The organism is Jannaschia formosa, assembly GCF_003340555.1.
GTDB classification, from domain to species: domain Bacteria; phylum Pseudomonadota; class Alphaproteobacteria; order Rhodobacterales; family Rhodobacteraceae; genus Jannaschia; species Jannaschia formosa.
The window spans coordinates 51,982-77,305 of sequence record NZ_QPLJ01000011.1 but is presented as its reverse complement, the minus strand read 5'-3'; the positions used below and the strand labels follow the sequence as shown (position 1 = coordinate 77,305).

The following is a 25,324-nucleotide window of genomic DNA, read 5'->3' as shown; positions in this document are numbered from 1 at the left end:
TGCCTCCGGCGCGGGGCTGGTTAAGGAATATCCGCACCGCCGGAGACCGCGCCCATGTCCGACCCCGCCATCACTCCCGACCTGGTCGCGGCCCACGGGCTGAAGCCCGACGAGTACCAGCGCATCCTCGAGATCCTGGAGCGGGAGCCCAGCTTCACCGAGCTCGGCATCTTCTCGGCGATGTGGAACGAGCACTGCTCCTACAAGTCGTCGAAGATCCACCTGAGGAAGCTGCCCACGACGGGGCCGCAGGTCATCTGCGGGCCGGGCGAGAACGCGGGCGTGGTCGATATCGGCGACGGGCCCGATGGCAGGAAACTGGCAGTGGTTTTCAAGATGGAGAGCCACAACCACCCCTCCTATATCGAGCCCTATCAGGGCGCGGCGACCGGCGTTGGCGGCATCCTGCGGGACGTCTTCACCATGGGCGCGCGGCCCGTGGCGGCGATGAACGCGCTGAGCTTCGGGCGGCCGGAGCATCCGAAGACCCGCCAGCTCGTCCACGGCGTGGTCGAGGGGGTCGGCGGCTACGGCAACTGTTTCGGCGTGCCCACGGTGGGGGGCGAGGTGCGGTTCCACCACAGCTATGACGGCAACTGCCTCGTCAACGCCTTCGCGGCGGGCATCGCGGACGCCGATTCGATCTTCTACTCCGCCGCCTCGGGCGTGGGGCGGCCGGTCGTCTATCTCGGCGCGAAGACGGGGCGCGACGGGGTCGGCGGCGCGACCATGGCCAGCGCGGAGTTCGACGACACCATCGAGGAAAAGCGCCCCACCGTGCAGGTCGGCGACCCTTTCACCGAGAAGCGCCTGATGGAGGCCTGCCTGGAACTGATGGCAACCGGCGCCGTCGTCTCGATCCAGGACATGGGCGCGGCGGGGCTGACCTGCTCGGCGGTCGAGATGGGCGACAAGGGCGGGCTCGGCATCCGGCTCGATCTCGACGCGGTGCCGGTGCGCGAGACGAACATGACCGCCTACGAGATGATGCTGTCGGAGAGCCAGGAGCGGATGCTGATGGTCCTCGACCCCGCGAAGGAGGCCGAGGCCCGCGCCGTCTTCGAGAAATGGGATCTCGACTTCGCGGTCGTGGGGGAGACGATCGCCGAGGACCGCTTCGTGGTCATTCATGGCGGCGAGACCAAGGCCGACCTGCCGCTCTCGACGCTGGCCAGCAGCGCACCGGAATACGACCGCCCGTGGGAGGACAGCCCGCCCCCGGCGCCCTTGGGCGATCTGCCCGCCGTGGACGCGATGGAGGGGCTGCGTGCCTTGATCGGCTCGGTCAACTACTGCGCCCGGGACTGGGTGATCGAACAGTACGACACGCAGGTAATGGCCGACACGGTCGTGCTGCCCGGGCTCGACGCGGGGGTCATCCGGGTCCACGGGACGGAGAAGGGCCTCGCCTTCACCTCGGACGTCACCCCGCGCTACGTCACCGCCAATCCGCTGGAAGGCGGCCGGCAGGCCGTGGCCGAGGCCTATCGCAACCTTGTGGCCAAGGGCGCCCGTCCGCTCGCCGCGACCGACAACCTGAACTTCGGCAATCCCGAGAAGCCCCGGATCATGGGCCAGTTCGTGCGCGCGCTGGAAGGCATCGGCGAGGCCTGCCGCGCGCTCGACATGCCGATCGTGTCGGGCAACGTCTCGCTCTACAACGAGACCGACGGGACCGGGATCCACCCCACCCCCACCATCGGCGGCGTCGGCCTGATCGAGAGGCTGGAGGACCGCATCCGCGGCGTCGTCCAGCCCGGAATGCTTGCGCTGGAACTGGGCGGCAGCGGCACGCATCTGGGCCAGTCGGCCCTCCTGGCCGAGCTTCTGGGCCGCTCCGAGGGCGACGCGCCGCCGGTCGACCTGGCCGCGGAGCGGGCGCATGGCGAGTTCGTGCTGGCCAACGCCGCCTGGATCACCGCCTGCACCGACATCTCCGACGGGGGGCTGGCCTATGCGGCCTTCACCCTGGCCGAGGCGCAGGGCCTTGGCGTCGCCCTGGACGTCAAGGGCGCCGAGGCGCTTTTCGGTGAGGACCAGGGCCGCTACCTGCTGGCCTGCACCTTCGACTGCGCCGAGGCGCTGATGGTCGCCGCCGGGAAGGCGGACGTGCCGCTGACGATGGTAGGCCAGTTCGGCGGCAATCTCGTGAAGCTGGGCGGGACGCAGGCGCCTCTGGCGGAGCTGTCGAAACTCTATCGCGGGGCGTTCGAGGCGGCGTTCGGCTGAGGCCCCGTCCGCTCCGGAGGTTGACGACGGGTTCCGAGTTGCCGTCAGCTTGATGAGGCAGCGCGTATTTCCGGCTGCCGGTGCAAGACAGGAACATCGCCATGACAGATTTGATCGACGGCCTCGGCGGCCCCCGCGGGTTCGGTGAAGACCGGCTGATATCGTCCTTCCGAGGCGGAGAGGCGGTCGATATAACCTCCGTCTTCCCCAACGGCCTCCGGATGTTCAGCGAGGCCTACGATACCGTCTACGTCACGCCCGAGGGCCACGTTCTGCTGACCGAGAACTATTCGGGCTATCCCGGCGGGGAGCGGATAGACCCATCCGATCCAGCCGGGTTCTACCTCTATTGGGCGGAGCACGATCCCAGGTTCCGGATCTCCGAGGCGCCTCCCACGCCGGGCGGGACGTCGACCGGATCGGGACAGATCGGGTGGGATCTGGACCCGGATGGGGGCGCGTTCACCGTGACATATGACGATGTCGGACCGGCCCATTACGACAACTACCCGAAGAACGCCTACCAGCTGCGCTTCCTGGACGTTTCGGACGAACCCGGTGCGGCGCCGGGCGATTTCAGGGTGGAGTACCGGTACGAGGAGGTCCGGTGGGCCACAGACGGGCTCGACTACGACGCAAGTTTCTACTCGGACGACCCCTTCGGCGGCGGCGCCGCCGGGTTCACCTTCGGCGACCGCGGCGGCCCCTTCTTCAATATCCCGGGCACGGAGACTGCGGCAGGCCGACGGGATCTGCCGGACGCGGGCGTCCTCGCCTTTACCTTCGAAGCGGACCGCGTGACCAGTAACCTGCCGGGGCAGGAGGTCATCCTCACCTCCGCACCGCCGATCCTCGGAACGCCTGCAAGCGACACCCTCTTCGGAACGGACAACCCCGACCGGATAGAGCCTGGGGCCGGCCAGGATTTCGTTTTTCCGGGACTTGGCGGAGACCGGATCCTGTCATGGACTGACGGGAGCGTGACCACGATCGTCGGAACGCCGGAGGAACATTTCTTCGACGAAATCTACATGAACTTCGACGATGTGCTGGTCTTCAAAGGTGTCAGCTTCGGGCAGGAGAATGTCGTTTGGACGTTCGGCTTCTTTTTTGGGCTCTCAGGCTGGGGCGTCGATATCGACGGCGACGGCGTTCGAGACGGGCAGTTTTCGACATACGAGTATGGAGCCGGCTCGATGCTGACGGCCACGGCGCGCAACGGAACCTATGTCGGCTTCGTTCCGGACCTCCCGACGGACGGCCGCGACCAGGAACAGAATCGCTGGTCCGGCACCAGAACGACTGAGGAATACCTGCGCGGGGACGGCCATGCCGATTTCGAGCTGACGCTGCGGAAGGTATCGACGACGACGGAGGACGGCACCGTCCTCGGGTATTACACCTACGATGAGACGGGCGCGATCTCGGACGCCCGCATCCTGACGGCGGATGCGGTCGAGGCGTTCGGCAGCCTCTTCCTGATCGACGATGTCGGGCGGGGCGAGAGCATCGGCATCTTCGTGATGCGACCGGACGAGGAGAGCGCGCTGGACGATGTCGACAGCTTTACTTCGTGGACGCGGCGGGGGAGCGGGCGGATCTCGACGATGGCAGCGCGATCTTCGCCGAGGTCGGCGGAGAGATCGTCTCCGGCGTCATCATCCACTCCGCGGAGGAGGGGCTGAACGCCGATGGACGCTCCCACGCGGCGTTCGGGGCCACCCCCCTGCCCGGTCTGGCGATCGGCATGGAGGAGCACCTGGAAGACGACCCGCTCTTCGACAACGACCTCAACGACATCGTCTTGTCGGTCGAACGTCTGGCGGTGGAGCTGGCCTGAGGCGCCGGACGGCGTTCTGGGGACTGGCACTGACCGCTCCGCTTGCCTAGATACGGGGGGAGCCACGCAAGAGGACCGCCGCCCATGCCGATGCAAGCCCACGAGATCGAGGCCCTGCTGCGCGCCGCCTTCCCGGACGCGCAGATCGAGGTATCGGGCGAGGACGGGGTGCACATGGCGGCGATGGTCGTGGATCCCTCGTTCAAGGGCCAGTCGCGGGTCGCGCAGCAGCGCGCCGTCTATGCCGCGCTCCAGGGCGCGATGGACGGACCCTCGGGCGAGCTGCACGCCTTGGCCCTGACGACGCGGGCGCCGGAATGACGGCGCTCTCGGCTTGGCTCGCGGCGGCGATCATCGCCCTGCTCGTGGCACGGGCCGTCTGGATCCTGCGGCGCGAAGCCCGGCAAGAGGATGGTGGCCGCCCGCGCGGGATCGAGCCGGGCAAGGGCTATATCGAGATCGAATCAGACTATTCGTCGGGCGTCGGCGGCGGCAACCAGCTGACCAGCCGCGTGCCCCGCGACCCACAGGAATACGCGCGCAGCTTCGTGCCGCGCCGCAGGCGATAGGAGACGGACAATGACCGACGCCAAGACGCAGATCGAGGAACTGGTGAAGGCCCACGACGTGGTGCTGTTCATGAAGGGCACCAAGGCGATGCCGCAATGCGGCTTCTCCAGCCGCGTGGCGGGGGTGCTGAACTACATGGCGGTCGACTACTCGGACGTGAACGTCCTGGCCGACGACGCGATCCGCCAGGGCATCAAGGACTACTCCGACTGGCCGACCATCCCCCAGCTCTACGTCAAAGGAGAGTTCGTGGGCGGCTGTGACATCGTCACCGAGATGACGCTGTCGGGCGAGCTCGACGCGATGCTGGCCGAGAAGGGCGTGGCCTTCGACAAGGCGGCCGCCGACAAGATCCGCGAAGCCAACGCCTGAACCCGAAGAGGCCGGGTGGCGAGCGCCCGGCCTCCGTTGCCGCGCCGCGTCAGCCGTCGCCGAAGGTGTCAGTGATGTGGTCGGTGTTGAGCTGGGTGTTGATGTCGTCGGTCAGGTTCTCCATCCCGCTGGAGATCACGCCCATCACGGCGAGGCCGAGGCCCACCAGGGCGGCAGTCAGCACCACCCAGTCGACGGTCACGGCGCCGTCCTCGGCGGCAAGGAAGCTGCGGGCATTGAGGATCGGGTCGGTCATAGCGGTTCCTTTCGTTTCGCTGCACCGCTACCTGCCCCGGCCCTTGGGTGAGTCCGCGCCGGGAATCCGGCGGGAACTTGTGCTTTCCTTATGATTTTTCTTTCATTTTACCCGTCCGGTGGGCCTGCGCGAAAGGGCCGGGCAGCGCCCCGGATCCTTCCGCCATGCCCGCTAAGGCGGCCGCCAACTTGTCGGTGAAGGCGTTCACGTGATCGACGTCGAGCTGCGCCTGGATGTCGCGGGCGAGGTTCTCGACCCGTCCGAGACCACGCCAATGATAGCGAGGCCCAAACCCGGGAGGGCGGCGGCCAGCAGCACCCGGTCGATGGTGACGGCGCCATTCCAAAAGGAAGCTGCGAAGGCTGGAGAAAGGACGAAATGCGCGCGCCTCTGCCCGCCCGGCCGCGCGCTTGGACAGCGGCCAGGACGCGCGCCTCGGACCCGATCCGGCCCCGGCGGCGGATCAGTCCTTCCGCCGCCCCTCAACATGCTTGCGCAGCCGCGAGGCCTGCGGCCGTGCGCGCCCCTTGTAGGGGTTCGCGTCGCCCTGCCCGCGCAGATGCAGCCGGATCGGCGTGCCGGGCATGTCGAAATCCTCGCGCAACCCGTTCACTAGGTAGCGGCTGTAGGCTTCCGGCACCGCGTCGGGGTGGGAGCACATGACGACGAAGCCCGGCGGCCGTGTCTTGGCCTGCGTCATGTAGCGCAGCTTGATGCGGCGGCCCTGCGGCGCGGGGGGCGGGTGCTGCTCCAGCATGCCGGTGAGCCAGCGGTTGAGCGCGGCGGTCGGCACCCGGCGGTTCCAGACCTGATGCGCCTTGACGATGGCCGCCTGCAGCCGGTCCAGCCCCCGCCCGGTGCGCGCCGAGACCGTCACCAGCGGCGCGCCGCGCAGCTGCGGCAGAAGCCGCTCGAAGGCTTCCTTCAACCCGGCCAGCTTGGCCTGCCGCTCCTCCTCAAGGTCCCACTTGTTGACCGCGACGACGACCGCACGCCCCTCGCGCGCGGCGAGGTCGGCGATGCGCAGGTCCTGCTGCTCGAACGGGATGGCGGCGTCGAGAAGGACGACGACGACCTCGGCGAACTTCACCGCGCGCAGCCCGTCCGAGACCGACAGCTTCTCCAGCTTCTCGGTGATCTTGGCGCGCTTGCGCATGCCCGCCGTGTCGAAGATGCGCGTCGGCACCCCGTCCCACTCGAAATCGAGCGAGATCGAGTCGCGGGTGATTCCCGCCTCGGGGCCCGTCAGCAGGCGCTCGTCGCCGAGGATGCGGTTGATCAGCGTGGACTTGCCCGCGTTGGGCCGCCCGACGACCGCGATCTTGAGCGGGCGCCTGCGGGTCGGCGCCCAGTCCGCCTCCATGTCGTCCTCGTCGATCTCGACCTCGGCCTCGGCCTCCTCGGTCTCGACATGGCCCTCGACATGGGGGCGCAGCGCCTGCGCCAGGTCGGCCATGCCCTCGCCATGCTCGGCGCTGAGGCCGATCACCTCGCCCAGGCCCAGGGAATAGGCCTCGAACATGCCGGCCTCCCCCAGCCGCCCCTCGGCCTTGTTGGCAGCAAGCAGGACCGGGCGGCCGGAGCGGCGCAGGATGTCGGCGAAGACCTCGTCGGCGGGCGTGACCCCCACCCGTGCATCGATGACGAAGAGCGCGGCATCGGCCATCTCGACCGCGCGTTCGGTCAGGCGGCGCATGCGGCCCTGAAGCGAGTCGTCCGTCGCCTCCTCCAGGCCCGCCGTGTCGATCACGGTGAACTTCAGGTCGCCCAGACGGGCCGCGCCCTCGCGCAGGTCGCGGGTGACGCCGGGCTGGTCGTCGACCAGCGCCAGCCGCTTGCCCACGAGGCGGTTGAACAGGGTGGACTTGCCGACATTGGGCCGTCCGACGATGGCGAGGGTGAACATGGGGCGCTCCGATGAGACGGGGCACATAGCGCAGAGGCGCGCCCGGGGGAACCCTCAGCGATAGGCGTGCAGGTCGCCCCCCTGCCCGACGACATAGAGCGCGTCGCCGAAGGCGATCGGCCGCGAGGCCGCGCCGCCCGGAACCTCGGCCTGCGCGGCCAACGCGCCGGTGGCCGGATCGAAGCCGCGCAGCGCCCCGTCCGAGGACGCGACCCAGAGCCGCCGGCCGGCCAGCACCGGGCCGTAATGGACGAAGACGCCTTCGCGCCGGCTGACCCGCTCGGCGCGGTAGAAGGGCAGGTCGGCGCGCCAGATCGTCTCGCCGGTCTCGGCCGAGAGCCGCACCAGCTGCGCCCGGTCCGTCACGGCGAAGATCGACCCGCCCGCCGCGACGACCGGGCTGACCGCGCCGTCGTTCGCGGTCCAGCGGCGCAGGCCCGAGGACTGCTCCAGAGCGACCAGGCGGCCCGAGGTGGTGCCCGCATAGACCGAGTTGTCCTCGACGACCGGATCGCCGGTGATGTCGCCGACGAAGGCAGAGGCAATTCCCCGCCGCCGCCCCGCGACCGAACTGCCCCAGACGCGGATGCCGGACTGCCTGAGCGCGGCCACGACCTCGCCAGAGGCGAAGGGGAAGATCGCCAGCCGGTCCGTCAGAGCGGGTGCGGGCGCCGTGGCCATCGCGGCGGGGGCGGGTCCGGCAGGGATGTCCCAGCGCAGGCGGCCGCTGTCAGCCTCGATCGCCCAGGCGCGGTTGTCGCGGCTGACGACATAGACCAGCCCGTCCGCCACCTTGGGCGTGGTGACCGGCGCGTCCAGCCCCTGCACCCAGCGCGTGGCGCCGGTCGCAGGGTCGAGCGCGTGGAGTTCGCCATATCCCGTCGTGGCATAGAGCGTGCCGCCCACGACGGCGAGGCCGCCACCCGCCGCGTCCCCTTCCCGCTCGGTCGGGGGCACGAGGCTGCGTGACCAGACCAGCGCGCCCGAGGTGGTCGTGGCGGCGACGACGCTGCGCGCGTCCAGGGTGAAAATCCGGCTTCCGTCCGAGACCGGGTCCGCCGTGATCCGCAGGCGGCGGCTGTCCCCGGTGCCGACATCCGCGCTCCAGACCCGTTGCGGCTGGGGCGACAAAGTCGCGTGCGCCGGATCGTTCGCGGCGTTGCCGACGCGCATCGGCCAGTCGGCCAGGCGTTGCGGCGGCTCCAGCGAGATCGGCACGGGCTCCGTGGCGACGTCGGGGGCGGCGTCGGCCAGCACGGGCCCGCTCTCGCCGGGACGGACGCCGAGGCGCTCGCCGGGAAGGATCTCCTCCTTCTCGGCGCAGGCGGCGAGCGCCAGCGCGGCGGCGGCGAGAAGAAGGCCGGTCCTGAGGGTCATGCGCGTCATCCGTTCCTTGCGATGGGCCGGGGCCGATCAGGCCGGATCGGGCGAGGCGCCCAGCGCCACGATGGTCTCGGCGGCGCGGCGGCGCAAGTCCGGCGTGGCCGTGGCGTCCTCGGTCAGCGCGCGCAGCAGCGTGATGGCCGTGCCGCTGTCGCCCGCGGCAAGGGCGCGGATCGCCTGCTGCTCCACGGCCAGCGCCCGGAACGGCGCGCCCGGCGTGGTCAGCTCGTCGAGGATGGCGCCGTCCTGCGCCGCGTCCCCGGTGCCGCCCAGCAGGATCGCCTTCAGAAGGGCGACATCGCGATAGATCGGACCGATGTCCGGCGTCTCGGCCAGGGCCAGCAGGCGCGCGCGGGCCGCCTCCGGATCGCCGCCTTCGCCGTTGTTCAGGGCGGCCGCCTGCAACAGCGACAGGATCGCCGCCTGCCCCGGCCGGGCCGGGTCGATCGCGGTAATGGCCTCGCGGCGGGCGGCGATGTCGGGGCCGCCCAGGGCCGAGAGGACGGCATCGCCGAAGGCCTGCGCCCGCGCCTCGGCCTGTGCCTTGCGCCACTCGTTCCAGGCAGCGGCCCCGACGACCAGGACGACGACGGCCAGCGCGATCGGCCCCCAGCGCCGCATCAGCGCCATGGTGCGGTCGCGGCGGACCTCCTCGGTCACCTCGTCGATGAAACTCTCGGGGTTCGACATATGTGCCTCCTCGGGTGTGGAGGCTGTCTAACGTCTTCCCGACGGGGGGCCAAGGTGCAACCCATCGGCAGGTCTGCCCTGCATTTGTGCGTCAGGAAAAACCTTGCCACAGAAAGGCGCGCAGCGTAGCAGAAAGACTAATCTGAACCGAACGGTTCAGCGTAATACGGCCGACACGTCCATCAGGGGCGACCGCCGATCCGAGGTCCGTCATGCGCTTCTTTCCGATCCTGACCGCCGTGCTGGTCTGTATCGCCCTGTTCTTCCTCGTGCTTCAGCGCGAGGCCCTGCTGGGCTTCGCCCGCTCGCTCACCGGCGACACCCCCGAGGAGCAGGTCGCCGAGGCGGAGGCGGCCGAGTCGGTTCCCGTGGCGATCGCCGCGGCCGCCGCGGATCGGCCCGAGGACGCCATGCATGTCATCGCGCTGCGCTCCGAGGCGCGCGAGGTGCCGGACGCGGTGATGGTGCGGGGCCAGTCCAAGGCCGCGCGCGAGGTCGAGGTCCGGTCCGAGACCTCGGGCGTCGTCGAGTCCGAGCCGCTGCGCAAGGGACAGTTCGTCGAGACGGGCGATCTGCTGTGCAGGATCGACCCCGGCTCGCGCGGGGCGTCGCTGGCCGAGGCCGAGGCGCGGCTCGCCGCGGCCCGCGCCGCCGTGCCCGAGGCCGAGGCCCGCATCCCCGAAGCACAGGCCCGGGTCGCCGAAGCCGAAGCCCGGCTGGAGGAGGCGCGGATCAACCAGAACGCCGCCTCCCGCCTGTCCGAGGGCGGCTTTGCCTCGGATACCCGCGTCGCCAGCGCCGCCGCCGCGCTGCGCGCCGCGGAGGCCAGCCTGACCGCCGCCGCGACCGGCCTCGAGACGGTGCAGGCGGGAATCGAGACGGCCCGCGCCAACGTCCAGACCGCCGAGGCGGGGGTGGAGCAGGCGTCGCTGGAGATCGACAAGCTGTCGATCCGGGCGCCGTTCTCGGGCCTGCTCGAGACCGACACCGCCGAGCTGGGCGCGCTGCTGCAGCCCGGGTTGCCCTGCGCGACCGTGATCCAGCTCGACCCGATGAAGCTGGTCGGCTTCCTGCCCGAGGCGCAGGTCGACCGCGTCTCGGTCGGCGCGCAGGCCGGTGCGCGGCTCGCCTCGGGCGGCGAGACGGCGGGCGAGGTGACCTTTCTCAGCCGCTCTGCCGACGAGCTGACGCGCACCTTCCGCGTCGAGGTGACCGTGCCCAACGACGACCTGGCGATCCGCGATGGCCAGACCGCCGAGATCCTGATCCGGACTCCGGCGACGCGCGCCCATCTGGTCCCCGCCTCGGCGCTGACGCTCAACGACGAGGGCACGCTGGGCCTGCGCGTCGTCGAATCGGACGGGACCGTCGGCTTCATGGCGGCCTCCATCGTGCGCGACACCCAGGACGGGGTGCTCGTGACCGGAATTCCCGACACGATCGACGTCATCGTCGTCGGCCAGGAATACGTGACCGAGGGCGTGCCCGTGCGCGCCACCTTCGAGCCGCTGGGCCTTGCGGCGGAGGCGACGCAATGACCGGCCTGATCGATTGGGCCGCCGAACGCGCGCGGATGGTGCTGGCCTTCGTCGTGCTCTCCATCATGGCGGGCACGGTGGCCTACATCTCGCTCCCGAAGGAGGGCGAGCCGGATATCGACATCCCGGGCATCTTCGTGAACGTCCCCTTTCCCGGGATTTCGGCCTCGGATGCCGAGAAGCTGCTGATCAAGCCGATGGAGACCGAGCTGAAGGAGCTCGACGGGCTCAAGACCATGACCGCCACCGCGGCCGAGGGCTTCGCCGGCATCTTCCTCGAGTTCGAGTTCGGCTGGGACAAGTCCGCCACCATCGCCGACGTGCGCGACAAGATGAACAACGCGGAAGCGGAGTTCCCTGCCGGCGCCGAGCAATACGCCATCGACGAGATCAACTTCTCGGAGTTCCCCATCCTCATCATCTCGCTCTCCGGCCAGGCGCCGGAGCGGACGCTGCTCCGGCTCGCCAACGAGATGCAGGCACGGCTCGAAAGCATGCCCGCCATTCTCGAGGCCGGGCTCGCCGGGCATCGCGACGAGATGCTGGAGGTGCTGATCGACCCGCTGGCGCTGGAGGCCTACAACGTCACCGCCGGAGAGCTGATCAACGTCGTCGCCAACAACAACCTGCTGGTCGCCGCGGGCGAGGCGCGCAGCGCGACCGGCGCCTTCTCGGTCAAGCTGCCGTCGAGCTTCGACGAGCCTCAGGACGTCTACGACCTGCCCGTCAAGACCGACGGGGACCGGATCATCACGCTGGGCGACCTCGCCATCATCAACCTGACCTTCCAGGACCGCGAGGGCACGGCCCGCTACAACGGCGAGACGACGGTCGCGCTGCAGGTGATCAAGCGCAAGGGTTTCAACATCATCGAGACCGCCGCCGAGGTCCGGCAGCAGGTCGACCGCGAGGTCGCGACCTGGCCCGCGGAGCTGCGGCAGGCCGTGCGGGTCGAGGTCACGATGGACCAGTCGCGGACAGTGCGGTCGATGGTCTCGCAGCTCGAAGGCTCGGTGCTGACGGCCATCGCGCTGGTGATGATCGTGGTTCTGGCGGCACTGGGTACCCGCTCTGCGCTGCTGGTGGGCTTCGCGATCCCGACCTCGTTCCTGCTGGCCTTCGCCATCATGGGCGCCGCGGGGCTGACGATCTCGAACATCGTGATGTTCGGCCTGATCCTCGCCGTTGGAATGCTGGTCGACGGCGCCATCGTGGTTACCGAATACGCAGATAAGCGCATCTCCGAAGGCACCGGCCCGATGACGGCCTATACCGACGCGGCGAAGCGCATGTTCTGGCCGGTCGTCTCGTCAACGGCGACGACGCTCTGCGCCTTCCTGCCGATGCTGTTCTGGCCCGGCGTCCCGGGCGAGTTCATGGGCATGCTGCCGGTCACGCTGATCTTCGTGCTCACGGCCTCGCTGGTCGTGGCGCTGGTCTACCTGCCGGTGCTGGGCGGCGTCTTCGGCCGCTTCTCCCGCCTCCTGGAGCGGGCGTCGAACTTGCTGCGCCGCACCCTGCCCTGGATCGTCCGCGTCGTCCTGACCGCAGGCGCGGCCTGGCTGATGGCGGCGTCGATCCTGGCGACGCTGAACCCGCAGCTCATCCTGCCCGACAGCCAGCCCGGCACGCTCGGCCCCGCCATCCCGGGCGCGGCGATGTTCCTCGTGAGTTGCGCGCTGCTCTCGACGCTGCTCGGCTCGGTCACCTGGAAGCGCCAGCCCCGGCGCATCAAGGCCGGCTATCGCCGGTCGTTCTTCGGCCAGGTCGTCCATCTTCTGGTTGGCAACCCGATCGGCCCCCTGGTCGCCATCGCCGCCACCGGCGCCACTGTCTTCGTGACCTTCTTCGTGCTGCTGCCCAACAACTTCAAGGGCGTGGAGTTCTTCGTCGAGAGCGAGCTGGAGCAGGCCAACCTCTATGTCCGCGCCCGCGGCAACCTCTCGCTGGAGGAAAAGGACGCGCTGCTTCGCCGGGCCGAGCGGATCGTGCTGGAAACGCCGGGCATCCAGTCCGCCTTCGCCTTCGCGGGCGACGGCGGCCTCAACAACAGCGGTCCGGGCGCGGCGGGCGGCCCGTCGGACACGATCGGCCAGATCCAGATCGAGATGGTCGCGTGGGAGGACCGGCCCACGGTCCCCGCGCCGTGGTTCGACATCTTCGGCTACACCGTGAACACCCAGGTCGTGGACCCCGCCTTCGACGGCGACGCCATCGCGAACGCGCTGCTCGACCGCCTGCGCGAGCTGCCAGGCGTGAAGGTCGACCTGTCGGCCAACGACCGCGGCCCCGCCCAGGGCAAGCCGGTGCAGCTGCGCCTCAAGGGCGAGAACTGGGAGGAGCTTCAGGCCGGCACCCGCGCCATGGCCGCCCATCTCGAGGGGGTCCCGGGCCTCATCGACATCGAGGACACGCTCCCCCTGCCCGGCATCGACTGGGAGATCGACGTCGATGTCGAGAAGGCCGGCCGCTTCGGCGCGGACGTCGCCACCGTCGGCGCGATGGTCCAGCTCGTCACCCGCGGCATCCTGCTCGACACGATGCGGGTCGACTCGTCGGACGAGGAGATCGACATCCGGGTCCGCCTGCCCGAGGCGGACCGGGTGCTGTCGACCCTCGACACGCTGAAGGTCCGCACCGCCGACGGCCTCGTGCCGCTTGCGAACTTCATCGAGCGCCGCCCGGTGCCGCAGCTCGCGCAGATCAACCGCGTCGATGGAGAGCGCTATTTCGACGTGAAGGCCGACGTCGTCAGTGGCCTCAATTTGCTGCACGTGACCCCACCGCCGAGTGACGTCGGCGTCGATATTGAGCCAGTCGGAGTGTTCATCGGCTTTGGGGACAAGCTTGACCCCGAGGTCGATAACCTGACAGCGGAAAACGTGATCGAATTCACCTACCCGAAAACCGGTCTGCTGGGGCTGCTGGCAAGCATCGGCATCGGAGATCCCAATGTGACCGACTACTATCGGGTCGACGAGTTCACCATTCCGCGCGGAGAAGCCGCTCTCGTAGACGTTCTGGTGGATGGCGCGACGATCGACGTCGTCTCCGTCACCGCGACCGAACGGATCGAAACACTCACCGCACAACTGACCGAAGGGGGCCTTCTGCCCGCCTCGGTCGCCTGGGAATGGACGGGCGACCAGGAGGAGCAGGCCGAGAGCCAGGCCTTCCTCGGCCAGGCCTTCCTCGGCGCGCTGGGGCTGATGTTCATCATCCTGCTGGCGCAGTTCAACTCGGTCTACAACTCGGTGCTGGTGCTGCTGGCGGTGGTGCTGTCCACGACCGGCGTGTTCATCGGGATGATGGTCATGGACCAGGCCTTCTCGATCATCATGACCGGCACCGGCATCGTCGCGCTGGCCGGAATCGTGGTGAACAACAACATCGTCCTGATCGACACCTACCAGGAATACAGCCGCTACATGCCCAAGCTGGAGGCGATCACCCGGACGGCGGAGGACCGCATCCGCCCCGTCCTGCTGACCACGCTGACGACCATGGCAGGACTCGCGCCGATGATGTTCGGCCTTTCTGTCGACTTCATCGGGGGCGGCTACTCCATCGGCTCGCCAACGGCGCTGTGGTGGATCCAGCTCGCCACGGCAGTCGTCTGGGGACTGGGCGTGGCGACGGTGCTGACGCTGCTCTTCACGCCCGCGATGCTGGCGATGCGGGTCTGGACGGTGACCTATGCCATCGCGCTTTCGCGGGTGGCCGGGCGGCTGGGCTTCGGCCGCGCCTCGCGCGCCGGGCAGGACTGGGCGCTGCGGCGCGCGGCGCGCCGGATCAGGGCGCCCCTCATCCTCTGGGCGGAGGAAGACCCGGCAGACGAGCGAACGCCCACCCGCGCGGACGAGCCCGAGCTTCCCTATCCGCCGCTCCGCGCCGCCGAGTGATCCAGGGGGCGTCGTTGGGACGGCGCCCCCCGCTCGCCCGCGACCTCGCTCGAAAGCGCAGGCATGATCGGACAGTCCCTCAGCCGCGCCCCCAAGGCCGAGCGCGCGATCAGCGTGCGCCGGTGGGTGATGGGCTGGGCGCTGGGGCCCCCGGATGCCAGACGAGGAGAAGGCGGCGGACCGTGGCGCTGACCGCGACGCCGAGGAACGGCATCGCGGAGGCTTAGAGCTGGAGGAGCGTGGAGCGCGTCGGCCGTCCTGTCGTGGCCGGGGCGAGCGGCACAATGAACAGCTCGACCGCCCGGAAGACCATCGGACGGTGCGCCGGCCTCCCCTGCCACGGGGCCCTCTCGCCGGAGTCGAGACGAGTGCTTCACTCGGCTGGCTGATGCGCCACAGCCTTCCTCGATGGATCCCCCTCGGAGCCTCAAGGGCTGCCCGTAACGGCACCGACACCCGGCCCCGCCCCCTTGACGGAACCAACCGCGTATCTAGATGAGAACGGTTCGCAAGCAGCGGCGCGGCGTCGGGACCCGCGCGCCGCCCCATCCCGAGACCCCGTCTCGCCCACCCGAGAGGAGACCCATGTTCGCCCGCATCGCCCCGCTTCTCGCCGCCCTGACGCTCGCCGCGCCCGCCTGGGCGCAGGATTTCAAGGTCGCCACGACCTTCACGGTGATCGCCGACATGGCCCGCAACGTGGCCGGCGACGCGGCCGAAGTCGTCTCGATCACCAAGCCCGGCGCCGAGATCCACGGCTACCAGCCGACCCCGCGCGACATCATCGCCACCCGCGACGCCGACCTGATCCTCTGGAACGGCATGAATCTCGAGCTCTGGTTCGAGCAGTTCTTCCGCAACCTCGGCGACACCCCCCAGGCCACCCTGACCGACGGCATCGACCCGATCTCGATCACCGGGGGCAGCTATGACGGCAAGCCGAACCCCCATGCCTGGATGGCGCTCGATTCGGCGCGCATCTACGTCGACAACATCGCCGCCGCCCTGTCCGAGCACGACCCGGAGAACGCCGCGACCTATGCCGCCAACGCCGAAGCCTACAAGACCGAGATCGAGGCGACCCTCGCCCCCCTCCGCGACGCCATCCGCGCCCTGCCGGAGGAGCGCCGCTGGCTCGTCACCTCCGAAGGCGCCTTCAGCTACCTCGCCCGCGACTACGACCTGCGGGAGCTCTATCTCTGGCCGATGAACTCCGACCAGCAGGGCACGCCGCAGCAGGTCCGCGCGGTGATCGACGCGGTGCGCGAGCACGACATCCCCGCGATCTTCTCCGAATCCACCGTCTCCGCCGATCCGGCGCAGCAGGTCGCCCGCGAGACCGGGATCGACTACGGCGGCGTCCTCTATGTCGACAGCCTGTCGGGCCCGGACGGTCCCGTGCCGACCTATCTCGACCTCCTGCGCGTCACCTCCGAAACCATCCTGGAGGGCCTGAGCGAGTGAAGGACGCCTCCGCCCCCGAGGAAGGCATCGCCGCCGAGGGCCTGTCGGTCACCTATGCCGGCGGCGTGACCGCGCTGCGCGACGCCTCCTTCACCCTGCCCACCGGCACCATCGCGGGGCTGGTGGGCGTGAACGGGGCAGGCAAGTCGACCCTCTTCAAGGCACTGATGGGCTTCCTGCCGGTCCGGGCCGAACGGATCGCCCTGCTCGGCCGCTCCATCCCCGAGGCGCTCAAGCAGAACCTCGTCGCCTATGTTCCCCAGTCCGAAGAGGTCGACTGGTCCTTCCCGGTGCTCGTCCGCGACGTGGTGATGATGGGCCGCTACGGGCATATGGGCTGGCTCCGCCGCCCCTCCGCCGCCGACCGTGCCGCCGTCGCCGACGCGCTGGCCCGCGTCCAGATGACCGACTTCGCCGACCGCCAGATCGGCGCGCTGTCGGGCGGGCAGAAGAAGCGCGTCTTCCTCGCCCGCGCGCTGGCGCAGGAGGCGCGGGTGATCCTGCTCGACGAGCCCTTCACCGGCGTCGACGTCAGGACCGAGGACGCGATCGTCGCGCTGCTCAAGCAGATGCGCGACGAGGGCCGGGTCATGCTGGTCTCGACCCACAACCTCGGCTCCGTGCCGCAATTCTGCGACCGGGTGATCCTGATCAAGGGCACCGTGCTCGACTACGGCCCCACCGCCGAGGTCTTCACCCCGGCGAACCTGCGCCGTGCCTTCGGCGGCGTCCTGCGCCGCTACGATCTCGGCGGCGAGGACCTGCATGACGACGAGGCCGACAAGCGCCGCGTCACCGTCCTGACCGACGACGAACGCCCCTTCGTCATCTACGGCGACGACCATGACTGACCATTCACCCCGCATTAAGGTTAACGCGGCCGCCTCCTTCCTGTGGCCGAAAATACTCCGGGGGGAGGCGCCGAAGGCGACGGGGGGCAGAGCCCCCCTGCCCCCAGGCCACCGGCACGCCGCGCGAAGATGAACGCCCTCCTCGAGCCCTTCGCCTATGGCTACATGGTCAACGCCATCTGGGTCTCGGCCCTGGTCGGCGGCACCTGCGCCTTCCTTTCCGCCTTCCTGATGCTCAAGGGCTGGAGCCTGATCGGCGACGCCCTTTCCCATTCCGTCGTCCCCGGCGTGGCGGGCGCCTACATGCTGGGGCTGCCCTTTGCGCTCGGCGCATTCCTCTCGGGCGGGCTGGCCGCCGCGGCGATGCTGCTGCTGACCGAGCGCACCGGGCTCAAGACCGACACCGTCATCGGCGTGATCTTCACCGGCTTCTTCGGGGTCGGCCTGTTCATGGCCTCCCTGTCCCCGGCGTCCGTCGATCTTCAGACCATCGTGCTGGGCAACATCCTCGCCATCACGCCCGGCGACACGGTCCAGGTCGTCCTCATCTCGGTCGTCACGCTGGCAGTGCTGACGCTGAAATGGCGCGACCTGCTGGTTGTCTTCTTCGACGAGGCCCATGCCCGCGCCACCGGCCTCAACCCGACCTTCTGGAAGGCCGTGCTCTTCACCCTGCTGTCGGCCTGCGCCGTGGCGGCGATGCAGACCGTCGGCGCCTTCCTCGTCGTCGCCATGGTCGTCACGCCCGGCGCCACGGCCTACCTGCTCACCGACCGGTTCGGGCGGCTGCTGGCCCTGTCGGTCCTCCTCGGCACCGCCTCCTGCGCGGTCGGCGCCTATCTGAGTTACTTCATCGACGGCGCGACCGGGGGCGTCATCGTCGTGCTCCAGACGCTGGCCTTCGCGGCGGCCTTCGTCTTCGCGCCGACCCACGGACTGCTCGCCGCGCGGCGGAGGGCGCGGGCATGATCGAGATCCTCGCCCTGCCCTTCCAGTTGCCCTTCCTCCGGGACGCGATGCTGGCCGCGCTTCTGGTCGCGGCGCCCTGCGGGCTCCTGTCGGCCTTCCTCGTCCTCAAGGGTTGGAGCCTGATCGGAGACGCCATCTCCCACGCGGTCCTGCCCGGCGTGGTCGCCGCCTATCTGCTGGGCGTGCCGCTGATCGCCGGGGCCTTCGTGGCCGGCATGGGATCGGCGCTGCTGACCGGCTGGCTCGACACCCACAGCCGGGTCAAGCGGGACACGCTGATGGGGGTCGTCTTCTCGGGGATGTTCGCGACGGGGCTCGTCGCGATCACCTGGATCGCGCCCGAGATCCATCTCGACCACATCCTGTTCGGCAATCTGCTGGGGGTGGAGCCGTTCGAGCTCTGGACCGCCGCCTCGGTCGCCCTCGTGGTCATGGGCATCATGGCGCTGCGCTGGCGCGACTTCCTGCTGCACGCCTTCGACCCGACCCAGGCGCGGGCGGCAGGGCTGGCCGTTGGGTGGCTGCATCACGGGCTGCTCGCGATGATCTCGGCGGCGGTGGTCTCGGCGCTGGGCGCGGTCGGGATCATCCTCGTGATCGCGCTGCTGGTGACACCGGGGGCCACCGCCTTCCTGCTCGTGCGCCGCTTCGGGGCGATGCTGCTCACCAGCCTCGGTGTCGCCCTGCTCTCGGCCGTGGCGGGTCTCTACCTCTCCATCGCGCTGGATTCGGCCCCCGGGGCGAGCATCGTGGTCGTGCTGACGGCCCTGTTCCTTGCGGCGCTCGCATGGCGGACGGCGCGGCGGGCGTTGCAACCGGGACACGAATGACCGGCAGAGGGCCGGGCGCCCGATTTCGCCGCATCTTGCGAATCGCGATGATTTCGGCATGGCCCGCCCACCGGACATTTTCTTTCTTTCTCGAAGATATTCGCGTTTCTCTGCACGTGCATCATTGACCTTTCTGCGGTGCAGCTTAATCTCAACCTCATCGAAGCGCCGGGCCACTCCTCCTCCCAGGTCCTGCGCTTCGCGGAAGTCCGCGGTCCCGTCCTCCTCCTCCTCCCTGGACGGGACCGCATCTTCCAGACCCCCGGACCTTGACTCTGGCGCCACGCGGTCGGGACCCGACCCGCGGGCTTCGCGTTTGTTCTTCATGAAACGGAAACCCAAACCCCCCGCCCGCCCCATTCCAGGCCGCCCCAAGCCGAAGCCAGTGACCTTCACCGACTGGGCGTCGATCTGATCTGGACAGACCGGCCCGAACGGGGCCTGATCGGGTCATGTCCGACCCCGCTCCCGTCTCGTCGCTCCCCGGTCTCGGCCCCGCCTTCGAGGCGGAATGCACCCGCGCCGGCATCCCCTCCGCCGAGGCTCTGCGCGCGCTCGGCACCGATGCGGCCTATGCCAGGCTGCTCGCCGCCGGGACGCGGCCGCATTTCATAGGCTTCTACGTGATCGAGATGGCGCTTCAGGGCCGCCCCTGGAACGACTGCCGGGGCGAGGAGAAGGCGGCACTGCGCCGTCGCTTCGACGCGCTGAAGGCCGGGCGGTCCAGGACGGACGACGCGGCCTTCGAGGCGATGATGGACGCGATCGGGGTGATCGAGCCCGGGCGTGCTCAGCGCGAGGTGTAGATGACGCCGCGCAGGCGGCGCGGCGTCTCATTCGTCCAGATCGCCCGGGTCTGATAGTCGCCCTGCAGCGTGCGCGGGCCGCGCAGTGGGTTCAGGCGCCCGTCCTCGAATGCCGGGCGATAGCCGCGCGGGGGCGTGCCGACGTCGAAGGTCGTGCGCGCGGCCGGGACGACGACGGCGCGCGGGCGCTCGATCACGGCGACCGGCAACGGCGTGGCAAGGGCGGTGTGGGGCACATCGCAATCGGGGGCGCAGCCACGCGCGGCGGGCTCGGCCGTGCCGCCGGCGCCCACGGAGCGGTTCGGCGAGGGGAGCGTGGACCCGATCCGCACGGCATCCGGGGGTGGCACGAGGCGGACGACGGTCTGCTCGCCGACGCGGCGCGGCCGCGTCACTGCGGATGTCGCCGGCCCGGACCCCGGGATCGCCGACGGGTTTGAGGCGGAGGTCAGCGTCACCGTCCCGTCCGAGGCGCAGCCCGGCACGTAGCGCGCCGAAAGCGCCGAGGTCCCGCAGGCCGACGGCATCTCCGCAACCGGATGCGTCTCCGGGCGCTCGGTCGCGGCGGGGCGGAGTTCTGCCGCATGGCTCAGGCCAGCGGGGGACGCGGTCAGCGCGGCGACGCTGGGCCGCGCGCCGCAGACCGGCAGGCGGTCGCGGCCCACCCGCGGCAGCCAGCGGGTCGCGCCGCCGATGGCGGCGCGGATGAAGACGCATCCGGTGCTGTCGACATACTGGTCGCCGCGATAGGTCTCGGCCGGGATCTCGGCCGGACCCGCGCCCTGCGCGAAGACGGGCCCGCCCAGCATCCCCGCCGCGACGAGGAGACAGGCGCTCAGGCGGCGTGTGGCGCGGATCATGGCATAGCCCTCCGGAAGCGGCGTGTTCCGGGCATGAATGTGGCGCGGGCAGGGCGCCGGGTCCAGAGCCCCTCTCCGAGACAGATTGTTTACTTCGTTCCGAACATCCGGTCCCCGGCATCGCCAAGTCCGGGCACGATGTAGCCTTTTTCGTTAAGCTTCTCGTCGACGGCGGCGGTCACGATGGGCACGTCGGGATGCGCCTGCTTCATCCGGGCGATCCCCTCGGGCGCGGCCAGAAGGCAGAGGAAGCGGATATCGGTGGCCCCGGCCTCCTTCAGCTTGGTGATCGCGGCGGCCGAGGAATTGCCGGTCGCCAGCATCGGGTCGACGGCGATCACCAGCCGCTCGGACAGAAGCTCCGGCACCTTGAAGTAATATTCCACCGGCTCCAGCGTCACCTCGTCGCGGTAGAGCCCGACGAAGCCCACCCGCGCCGAGGGGACCAACTCCAGAATGCCGTCCAGCAAACCGTTTCCGGCGCGCAGGATCGAGACCAGCGCCAGCTTGCGCCCCGCCAGCGTCGGCGCGTCCATCGGCGCCACCGGCGTCTCGATGCGCTTCGTCGCCATCGGCAGGTCGCGCGTGATCTCGTAGGCGAGCAGCTGGCTGATCTCGCGCAGAAGCTGGCGGAAGACGGCGGTCGGCGTCTCCTGCTCGCGCATGATGGTCAGCTTGTGCTGGATCAGCGGATGTTTGACGACGGTGAGATGGTCCATCTTGGTGCTCCGTTCGAGGCGGCCCGCCCGGCTTCGCCGGCAGGACCGGGGGCCAGCCCCCGGACCCCCGGAGTATTTGCGGCCACAGGAAGAGGAAGGGGGGCGTTAACCTTAATGAAGGGTGAAAGGGATCAGGGGGCGAGCCGGTCCAGCAGACGCTTGCGGGTGGCGGCGTCGCAGAAGGCGGCCTCGGCGGCAGTGCGGTAGATATCGGAGAAGATCGCCTCGTCCCAGCCGAAGGCGCGGTTCAGGGCCTCGTATTCGCGGGTCATGTCGGTGTGGAAGAAGGGCGGATCGTCGGTCGAGACGGTCACCTTCACGCCGCGTTCGCGCAGCCGCTCGATCGGATGGCGGTCGAAGCGGGGGTATAGCCCCAGCGCCACGTTCGAGCCCGGGCAGACCTCCAGCACGATGCCGTCCTCGGCGAGACGATCGACCAGCGTGTCGTCCTCTATGCAGCGCACGCCGTGACCGATCCGGCTGACGCCCAGCTCCAGCGCCTGCCGGACGCTTTCGGGGCCGCCGAACTCCCCGGCATGGGTGGTCAGGCCCAGCCCCGCCTCGCGGGCGCAGTCGAAGGCCCAGGCGAAGTCGCCCTGGGTGCCGATCGCCTCGTTGCCGCCCATGCCGAAGCCGGTGACGAACTCCCCCGCCGTCTCGGCGGCGCAGGTGGCCGTCTCGCGCGCCTTGTCGGGCCCGAAATGGCGGATGCAGGTGACGACGCCGCGCATCTCGACCTCGGGCACTTCGGCGGCCCCCTCCCGAATCGCGGCGAGGTAGTCGCGCCAGGCCGGGACGTCGCGCCCGCCGCAGAAATCGGGGCTGAGGAACATTTCGGTATAGACCACCCCATGCTCGGCGGATTGCTCCAGCACGGCGCGGGTCAGGCGGCGGTAGTCGTCCGGCGTCTTCAGCACCTCGGTCGCCGCCTCGTAGACCTGAAGGAAGTGGCCGAAATCGCGGAAGGCATAGGCCCCCGTCTCGTCGAACACGCCCCTGAGCGTCACGTCCTTCTCGGCGGCCAGTCCCCGGATGAAGGCCGGCGGCGCCGCGCCCTCGATATGCAGGTGCAGTTCTATCCTGGGCAGGTCGGTCACAGCATGCTCCTCCCCGGGCCGATGACGGGGACGCCCAGATGCGCGCAGACCGTCGCTGCGACGTCGGTGAAGGCCATCTGCCCCCATTCGCCCGTCGCGCCCGCCGCGACGACCGGCACCCGCTCCCGCGTGTGGTCGGTGCCCCGCCAGGTCGGGTCGTTGCCGTGATCGGCGGTGAAGATCATCAGGTCGTCCTCGCGCAGGTCAGCCAGGATCGGCGGCAGGCAGCCGTCGAACCATTCGAGGTGGTCGGCATAGCCGATGACATCGCGGCGGTGGCCGTAGAGGCTGTCGAACTCGACGAAGTTGGCGAAGGTGAGCGAGCCATCGGGCGCCCCCTCCACCGCATCCGCCAGGTGCCGCATCAGCGCCGCGTCGGGCCCTTTCACCACCGTGTCGATGCCCCGCATCGAGAAGATGTCCCCGATCTTGCCGATGGCATGGACCGTCCTCCCCGCCCCCTGCACCGCGTCGCAGAGCGTGGGCGCCGGCGGCATGATCGCATAGTCCTTGCGGTTCGCGGTCCGCCGCCACGGCCCCTCGCCCACGAAGGGCCGGGCGATGACGCGGCCCACGCGCATCCCGTGCAGCGTCGGCGCCAGCGCCGCGCAGAGGTCGTAGAGCCGGTCGAGCCCGAAATGCTCCTCATGGGCGGCGATCTGGAAGACGCTGTCGACCGAGGTGTAGCAGATCGGCCAGCCGGTGCGGAGATGCGCCTCGGCCTCCTCCTCGATGATGTTGGTGCCGGAGGCGTGGCGGTTGCCGAGGATGCCGGCGGTCCCCGCATGCTTCTCGACCAGCGCCACGAGCGCGGGGGGGAAGCAGGGCTCCGTCTCGGGGAAATAGGTCCAGTCCCAGGGCACCGGCAGACCGGCAAGCTCCCAATGGCCCGAGGGCGTGTCCTTGCCTGGGCTCACCTCTGTCGCGGCACCCCAGGCACCCTGCGGCTCGGCACCGAGCCCCGGCGTCTCGGCACCCGAGGCCAGTCGCACCGCCGCGCCCAGCCCCAGCCCGTCAAGAACGGGCATGGCGAGCGGCCTGCCGCGCAGGTCCGGCAGCGCCTGGGCGATATGGGCCAGGGTGTTCGCGCCCTCGTCCCCGAACTCGGCCGCGTCCGGCGCGCCACCCGCGCCGACGGAATCCATCACGATCAGGAAGGCCCGGCTCATCGCAGCGTCTCCTGGATCAGGGCGGGCGGCGTCACCGGACCCGGCGTGAAGCGGATCGCGCCCGCCACCTGCGCCGCCGCGCGTTCTGCCGAGGGACCGTCAGCGGCGTGGACGCGAGCCAGCGGCTGGCCCTCGCCCACGACCATGCCCAGCGAGACGAGGTGGCTGATGCCGACGGTGGGGTCGATCCGGTCGTCCTCGCGCAGGCGGCCACCGCCCAGCTCGACCACCGCCTCGCCCAGCGCACGGGTGTCGATCCGGGCCACGACGCCGGGGCGGTCGGCGCGCAGTTCGGCCACGACGGGCGCGGCGGGCAGCCGGTCGCGCCAGCGGTCGGGGAAGTCGCCCGGCCCTCCCTGCGCCTGGACCATGCGCCCGAAGGTCTCGGCCGCGGCGCCCGAGCCCAGGGCCCGCCCGATCCGCTCGGCCCCGTCCTCAGCATCGACGGCCAGCCCGCCCAGCGCCAGCAACTCGCCGCCCAAGGCCTTCGTGAGTGCCACGAGGCGGAGCGCGGCGCGCCCGTCCGGCTCGGTCAACGCCTCCATCGCGGCGATGACCTCCAGCGCGTTGCCCGCGCTGGTCGCGGCCGGCTGGGACATGTCGGTCAGGATCGCCGAGGTCATGACCCCGTTCGCCTGCCCCGTCTCGACCAGCGCCGCAGCCAGGGCCCGGGCCGCCGTCTCGTCCGCCATGAACGCGCCGGAGCCGGTCTTGACGTCAAGCACCAGCGCCTCGGGCCCCTCGGCCAGCTTCTTTGCGAGGATCGAGGCCACGATCAGGTCCAGGCTTTCCACGGTCCCGGTCACGTCGCGCACCGCATAGAGCCGGCGGTCGGCGGGCGCGATGTCGGCGGTGGCCCCGACGATGGCGCAGCCGACGCGGCCCACGATGGATTGCAGCTCGTCGGCCTGCATCTCGGTGCGAAAGCCCGGGATCGCGGCCAGCTTGTCGAGCGTGCCGCCGGTATGGCCCAAGCCCCGGCCCGAGATCATCGGAACATAGGCACCGCAGGCGGCGAGCGCCGGGGCCAGGACGAGCGACACGCAGTCGCCCACGCCCCCGGTCGAATGCTTGTCGACCACGGGCCCCGGCAGGTCCCAGTGCAGCACCTCGCCCCCGTCGCGCATGGCCCGTGTCAGCGCCGCCCGGCCCGAGGATCCCAGCGAAGTATGGCAGACACCCATGGCGAAGGCCCCGGCCTGCGCGTCCGATACCGTGCCCTCGGCCAGCCCTTCGGCGAAGGCGGCCAGCGCCTCCGCCCCCGGCGCCTCGCCCCGGCGCAGGCGCGAAAGGGTCGCGCGCACGCTCACGCCATGTAGCCCGCGTCGAAGGCGCCGGGCAGCAGTTCAGCCACGGTGGTCCGGCGCTCGGCGCCCGCCACCGTGGCCAGCGTCACCGGCACGTCTCCCGCGCCGAACTCGGCGAGCTTCTGGCGGCAGCCGCCGCAAGGCGGGACCGGATCGGGCGAGCCGGCGACGACATAGACCTCGGCGATGGTCCGCGCGCCCGCCGCGCACATCGCGGCGATGGCGCCGGCCTCGGCGCAGGTGCCCTCGGGATAGGCGACGTTCTCGACGTTGCAGCCGACGAAGACCTGCCCCTCGGCGGTGCGCAGCGCGGCACCGACCTTGAAGTTGGAATAGGGGGCGTGGGCGTTCTCGCGCACGGCGAGGGCGGCGTCTCGCAGGATGTCGGGCATGGCGGCCTCCGGGCTGGGATCGCCCCCTGCTAGTCCCGCGGGCGCGGACCGGCAAGGGCGCAGCCTCGCAAGGGGGGCGGAGCGGGTCGATCCGACGGGCCTGACCCCGACGCCTGCAAGGGCCGACCCGCTACAGCCGTGCCATCTCTGCCCAACGGCCAGAGGCCCAGCCCC

Annotated in this window: 24 protein-coding genes; 13 read left to right on the top strand and 11 right to left on the bottom strand. The window is 70.2% G+C overall.

From position 1 onward, the window contains the following. The first annotated feature begins 54 nt into the window (after positions 1-54). From purL to grxD, 5 genes are all read left to right on the top strand, one after another. Positions 55-2,229 carry a phosphoribosylformylglycinamidine synthase subunit PurL gene (purL, locus tag DR046_RS12920; RefSeq protein WP_115382804.1) on the top strand — a complete coding sequence of 725 codons (2,175 nt, stop codon included), beginning with the start codon at positions 55-57 and terminating at the stop codon, positions 2,227-2,229. Positions 2,230-2,330: 101 nt separating this feature from the next. Then, the gene (locus DR046_RS12915) at positions 2,331-3,914 is read left to right on the top strand and encodes a hypothetical protein (protein WP_115382803.1); all 1,584 of its coding nucleotides are present in this window, start codon (positions 2,331-2,333) and stop codon (positions 3,912-3,914) included. Positions 3,915-4,153: 239 nt separating this feature from the next. Then, on the top strand, positions 4,154-4,390 hold the full coding sequence (locus DR046_RS12905; protein ID WP_115382801.1) for a BolA/IbaG family iron-sulfur metabolism protein: 237 nt from the start codon (positions 4,154-4,156) through the stop codon (positions 4,388-4,390). After that, complete coding sequence (locus tag DR046_RS12900; RefSeq protein ID WP_115382800.1) at positions 4,387-4,638, top strand: hypothetical protein; 252 nt, start codon at positions 4,387-4,389, stop codon at positions 4,636-4,638. Before DR046_RS12905 ends, DR046_RS12900 begins: the two co-directional genes overlap by 4 nt. 10 nt (positions 4,639-4,648) lie before the next feature. Beyond that, positions 4,649-5,011: a Grx4 family monothiol glutaredoxin gene (gene grxD / locus DR046_RS12895; protein WP_115382799.1), complete on the top strand. Its 363-nt coding sequence runs from the start codon at positions 4,649-4,651 to the stop codon at positions 5,009-5,011. Positions 5,012-5,060: 49 nt separating this feature from the next. Here the strand turns inward: grxD and DR046_RS12890 are convergent, their stop codons facing one another. The 5 genes from DR046_RS12890 to DR046_RS24650 form a co-directional block, all read right to left on the bottom strand. Continuing rightward, complete coding sequence (locus DR046_RS12890; protein ID WP_115382798.1) at positions 5,061-5,267, bottom strand: pilus assembly protein; 207 nt, start codon at positions 5,265-5,267, stop codon at positions 5,061-5,063. Between the two features lie 463 nt (positions 5,268-5,730). Next, entirely contained in the window at positions 5,731-7,173 is a 1,443-nt protein-coding gene (der, locus tag DR046_RS12880) for a ribosome biogenesis GTPase Der (RefSeq protein WP_115382797.1), read from the bottom strand. Positions 7,174-7,227: 54 nt separating this feature from the next. Continuing rightward, positions 7,228-8,550 carry an outer membrane protein assembly factor BamB family protein gene (locus DR046_RS12875; protein WP_115382859.1) on the bottom strand — a complete coding sequence of 441 codons (1,323 nt, stop codon included), beginning with the start codon at positions 8,548-8,550 and terminating at the stop codon, positions 7,228-7,230. A 36-nt stretch (positions 8,551-8,586) separates the two neighbouring features. Further along, positions 8,587-9,246, bottom strand: a complete 660-nt coding sequence (locus DR046_RS12870) for a tetratricopeptide repeat protein (RefSeq protein WP_115382796.1) — start codon at positions 9,244-9,246, stop codon at positions 8,587-8,589. 91 nt (positions 9,247-9,337) lie between these two features. Next, positions 9,338-9,460, bottom strand: coding sequence for a hypothetical protein (locus tag DR046_RS24650; RefSeq protein WP_280652841.1), 123 nt, complete (start codon positions 9,458-9,460; stop codon positions 9,338-9,340). On the opposite strand from DR046_RS24650, the gene DR046_RS12865 reads away from it, so the two are divergent. The 8 genes from DR046_RS12865 to DR046_RS12835 all read left to right on the top strand — a co-directional run bounded on the left by DR046_RS12865 (position 9,459) and on the right by DR046_RS12835 (position 19,606). Further along, positions 9,459-10,784 (top strand): efflux RND transporter periplasmic adaptor subunit, encoded by a 1,326-nt coding sequence (locus DR046_RS12865; protein WP_115382795.1) that lies wholly within the window; start codon positions 9,459-9,461, stop codon positions 10,782-10,784. The two genes, DR046_RS24650 and DR046_RS12865, sit on opposite strands and share 2 nt — an antisense overlap. Next, on the top strand, positions 10,781-14,686 hold the full coding sequence (locus DR046_RS12860; protein ID WP_115382794.1) for an efflux RND transporter permease subunit: 3,906 nt from the start codon (positions 10,781-10,783) through the stop codon (positions 14,684-14,686). Before DR046_RS12865 ends, DR046_RS12860 begins: the two co-directional genes overlap by 4 nt. A gap of 63 nt (positions 14,687-14,749) precedes the next feature. After that, on the top strand, positions 14,750-14,878 hold the full coding sequence (locus DR046_RS24645; protein ID WP_280652840.1) for a hypothetical protein: 129 nt from the start codon (positions 14,750-14,752) through the stop codon (positions 14,876-14,878). Positions 14,879-15,271: 393 nt separating this feature from the next. Next, the gene (locus DR046_RS12855) at positions 15,272-16,150 is read left to right on the top strand and encodes a metal ABC transporter substrate-binding protein (protein WP_115382793.1); all 879 of its coding nucleotides are present in this window, start codon (positions 15,272-15,274) and stop codon (positions 16,148-16,150) included. After that, positions 16,147-17,001 (top strand): manganese/iron ABC transporter ATP-binding protein, encoded by an 855-nt coding sequence (locus DR046_RS12850; RefSeq protein WP_115382792.1) that lies wholly within the window; start codon positions 16,147-16,149, stop codon positions 16,999-17,001. The genes DR046_RS12855 and DR046_RS12850 overlap by 4 nt, the downstream gene beginning before the upstream one ends. A gap of 129 nt (positions 17,002-17,130) precedes the next feature. Further along, positions 17,131-17,970, top strand: a complete 840-nt coding sequence (locus tag DR046_RS12845; RefSeq protein ID WP_115382791.1) for a metal ABC transporter permease — start codon at positions 17,131-17,133, stop codon at positions 17,968-17,970. After that, positions 17,967-18,800 carry a metal ABC transporter permease gene (locus DR046_RS12840; protein WP_115382790.1) on the top strand — a complete coding sequence of 278 codons (834 nt, stop codon included), beginning with the start codon at positions 17,967-17,969 and terminating at the stop codon, positions 18,798-18,800. Before DR046_RS12845 ends, DR046_RS12840 begins: the two co-directional genes overlap by 4 nt. A 452-nt stretch (positions 18,801-19,252) precedes the next feature. Next, complete coding sequence (locus DR046_RS12835) at positions 19,253-19,606, top strand: TfoX/Sxy family DNA transformation protein (protein ID WP_115382789.1); 354 nt, start codon at positions 19,253-19,255, stop codon at positions 19,604-19,606. Here DR046_RS12835 and DR046_RS12830 read toward each other — a convergent pair. From DR046_RS12830 to DR046_RS12805, 6 genes are all read right to left on the bottom strand, one after another. After that, entirely contained in the window at positions 19,591-20,466 is an 876-nt protein-coding gene (locus tag DR046_RS12830; protein ID WP_115382788.1) for a hypothetical protein, read from the bottom strand. The genes DR046_RS12835 and DR046_RS12830 overlap by 16 nt on opposite strands. A gap of 89 nt (positions 20,467-20,555) precedes the next feature. Next, positions 20,556-21,185, bottom strand: a complete 630-nt coding sequence (upp, locus tag DR046_RS12825; RefSeq protein ID WP_115382787.1) for a uracil phosphoribosyltransferase — start codon at positions 21,183-21,185, stop codon at positions 20,556-20,558. 131 nt (positions 21,186-21,316) lie between these two features. Further along, positions 21,317-22,282 (bottom strand): adenosine deaminase, encoded by a 966-nt coding sequence (locus DR046_RS12820; protein ID WP_245190929.1) that lies wholly within the window; start codon positions 22,280-22,282, stop codon positions 21,317-21,319. Continuing rightward, positions 22,279-23,451 (bottom strand): phosphopentomutase, encoded by a 1,173-nt coding sequence (locus DR046_RS12815; RefSeq protein WP_115382785.1) that lies wholly within the window; start codon positions 23,449-23,451, stop codon positions 22,279-22,281. Before DR046_RS12815 ends, DR046_RS12820 begins: the two co-directional genes overlap by 4 nt. After that, positions 23,448-24,761, bottom strand: coding sequence for a thymidine phosphorylase (locus DR046_RS12810; protein WP_115382784.1), 1,314 nt, complete (start codon positions 24,759-24,761; stop codon positions 23,448-23,450). Before DR046_RS12810 ends, DR046_RS12815 begins: the two co-directional genes overlap by 4 nt. Continuing rightward, positions 24,758-25,150, bottom strand: coding sequence for a cytidine deaminase (locus tag DR046_RS12805; RefSeq protein WP_115382783.1), 393 nt, complete (start codon positions 25,148-25,150; stop codon positions 24,758-24,760). The genes DR046_RS12810 and DR046_RS12805 overlap by 4 nt, the downstream gene beginning before the upstream one ends. Positions 25,151-25,324 lie beyond the last annotated feature (174 nt).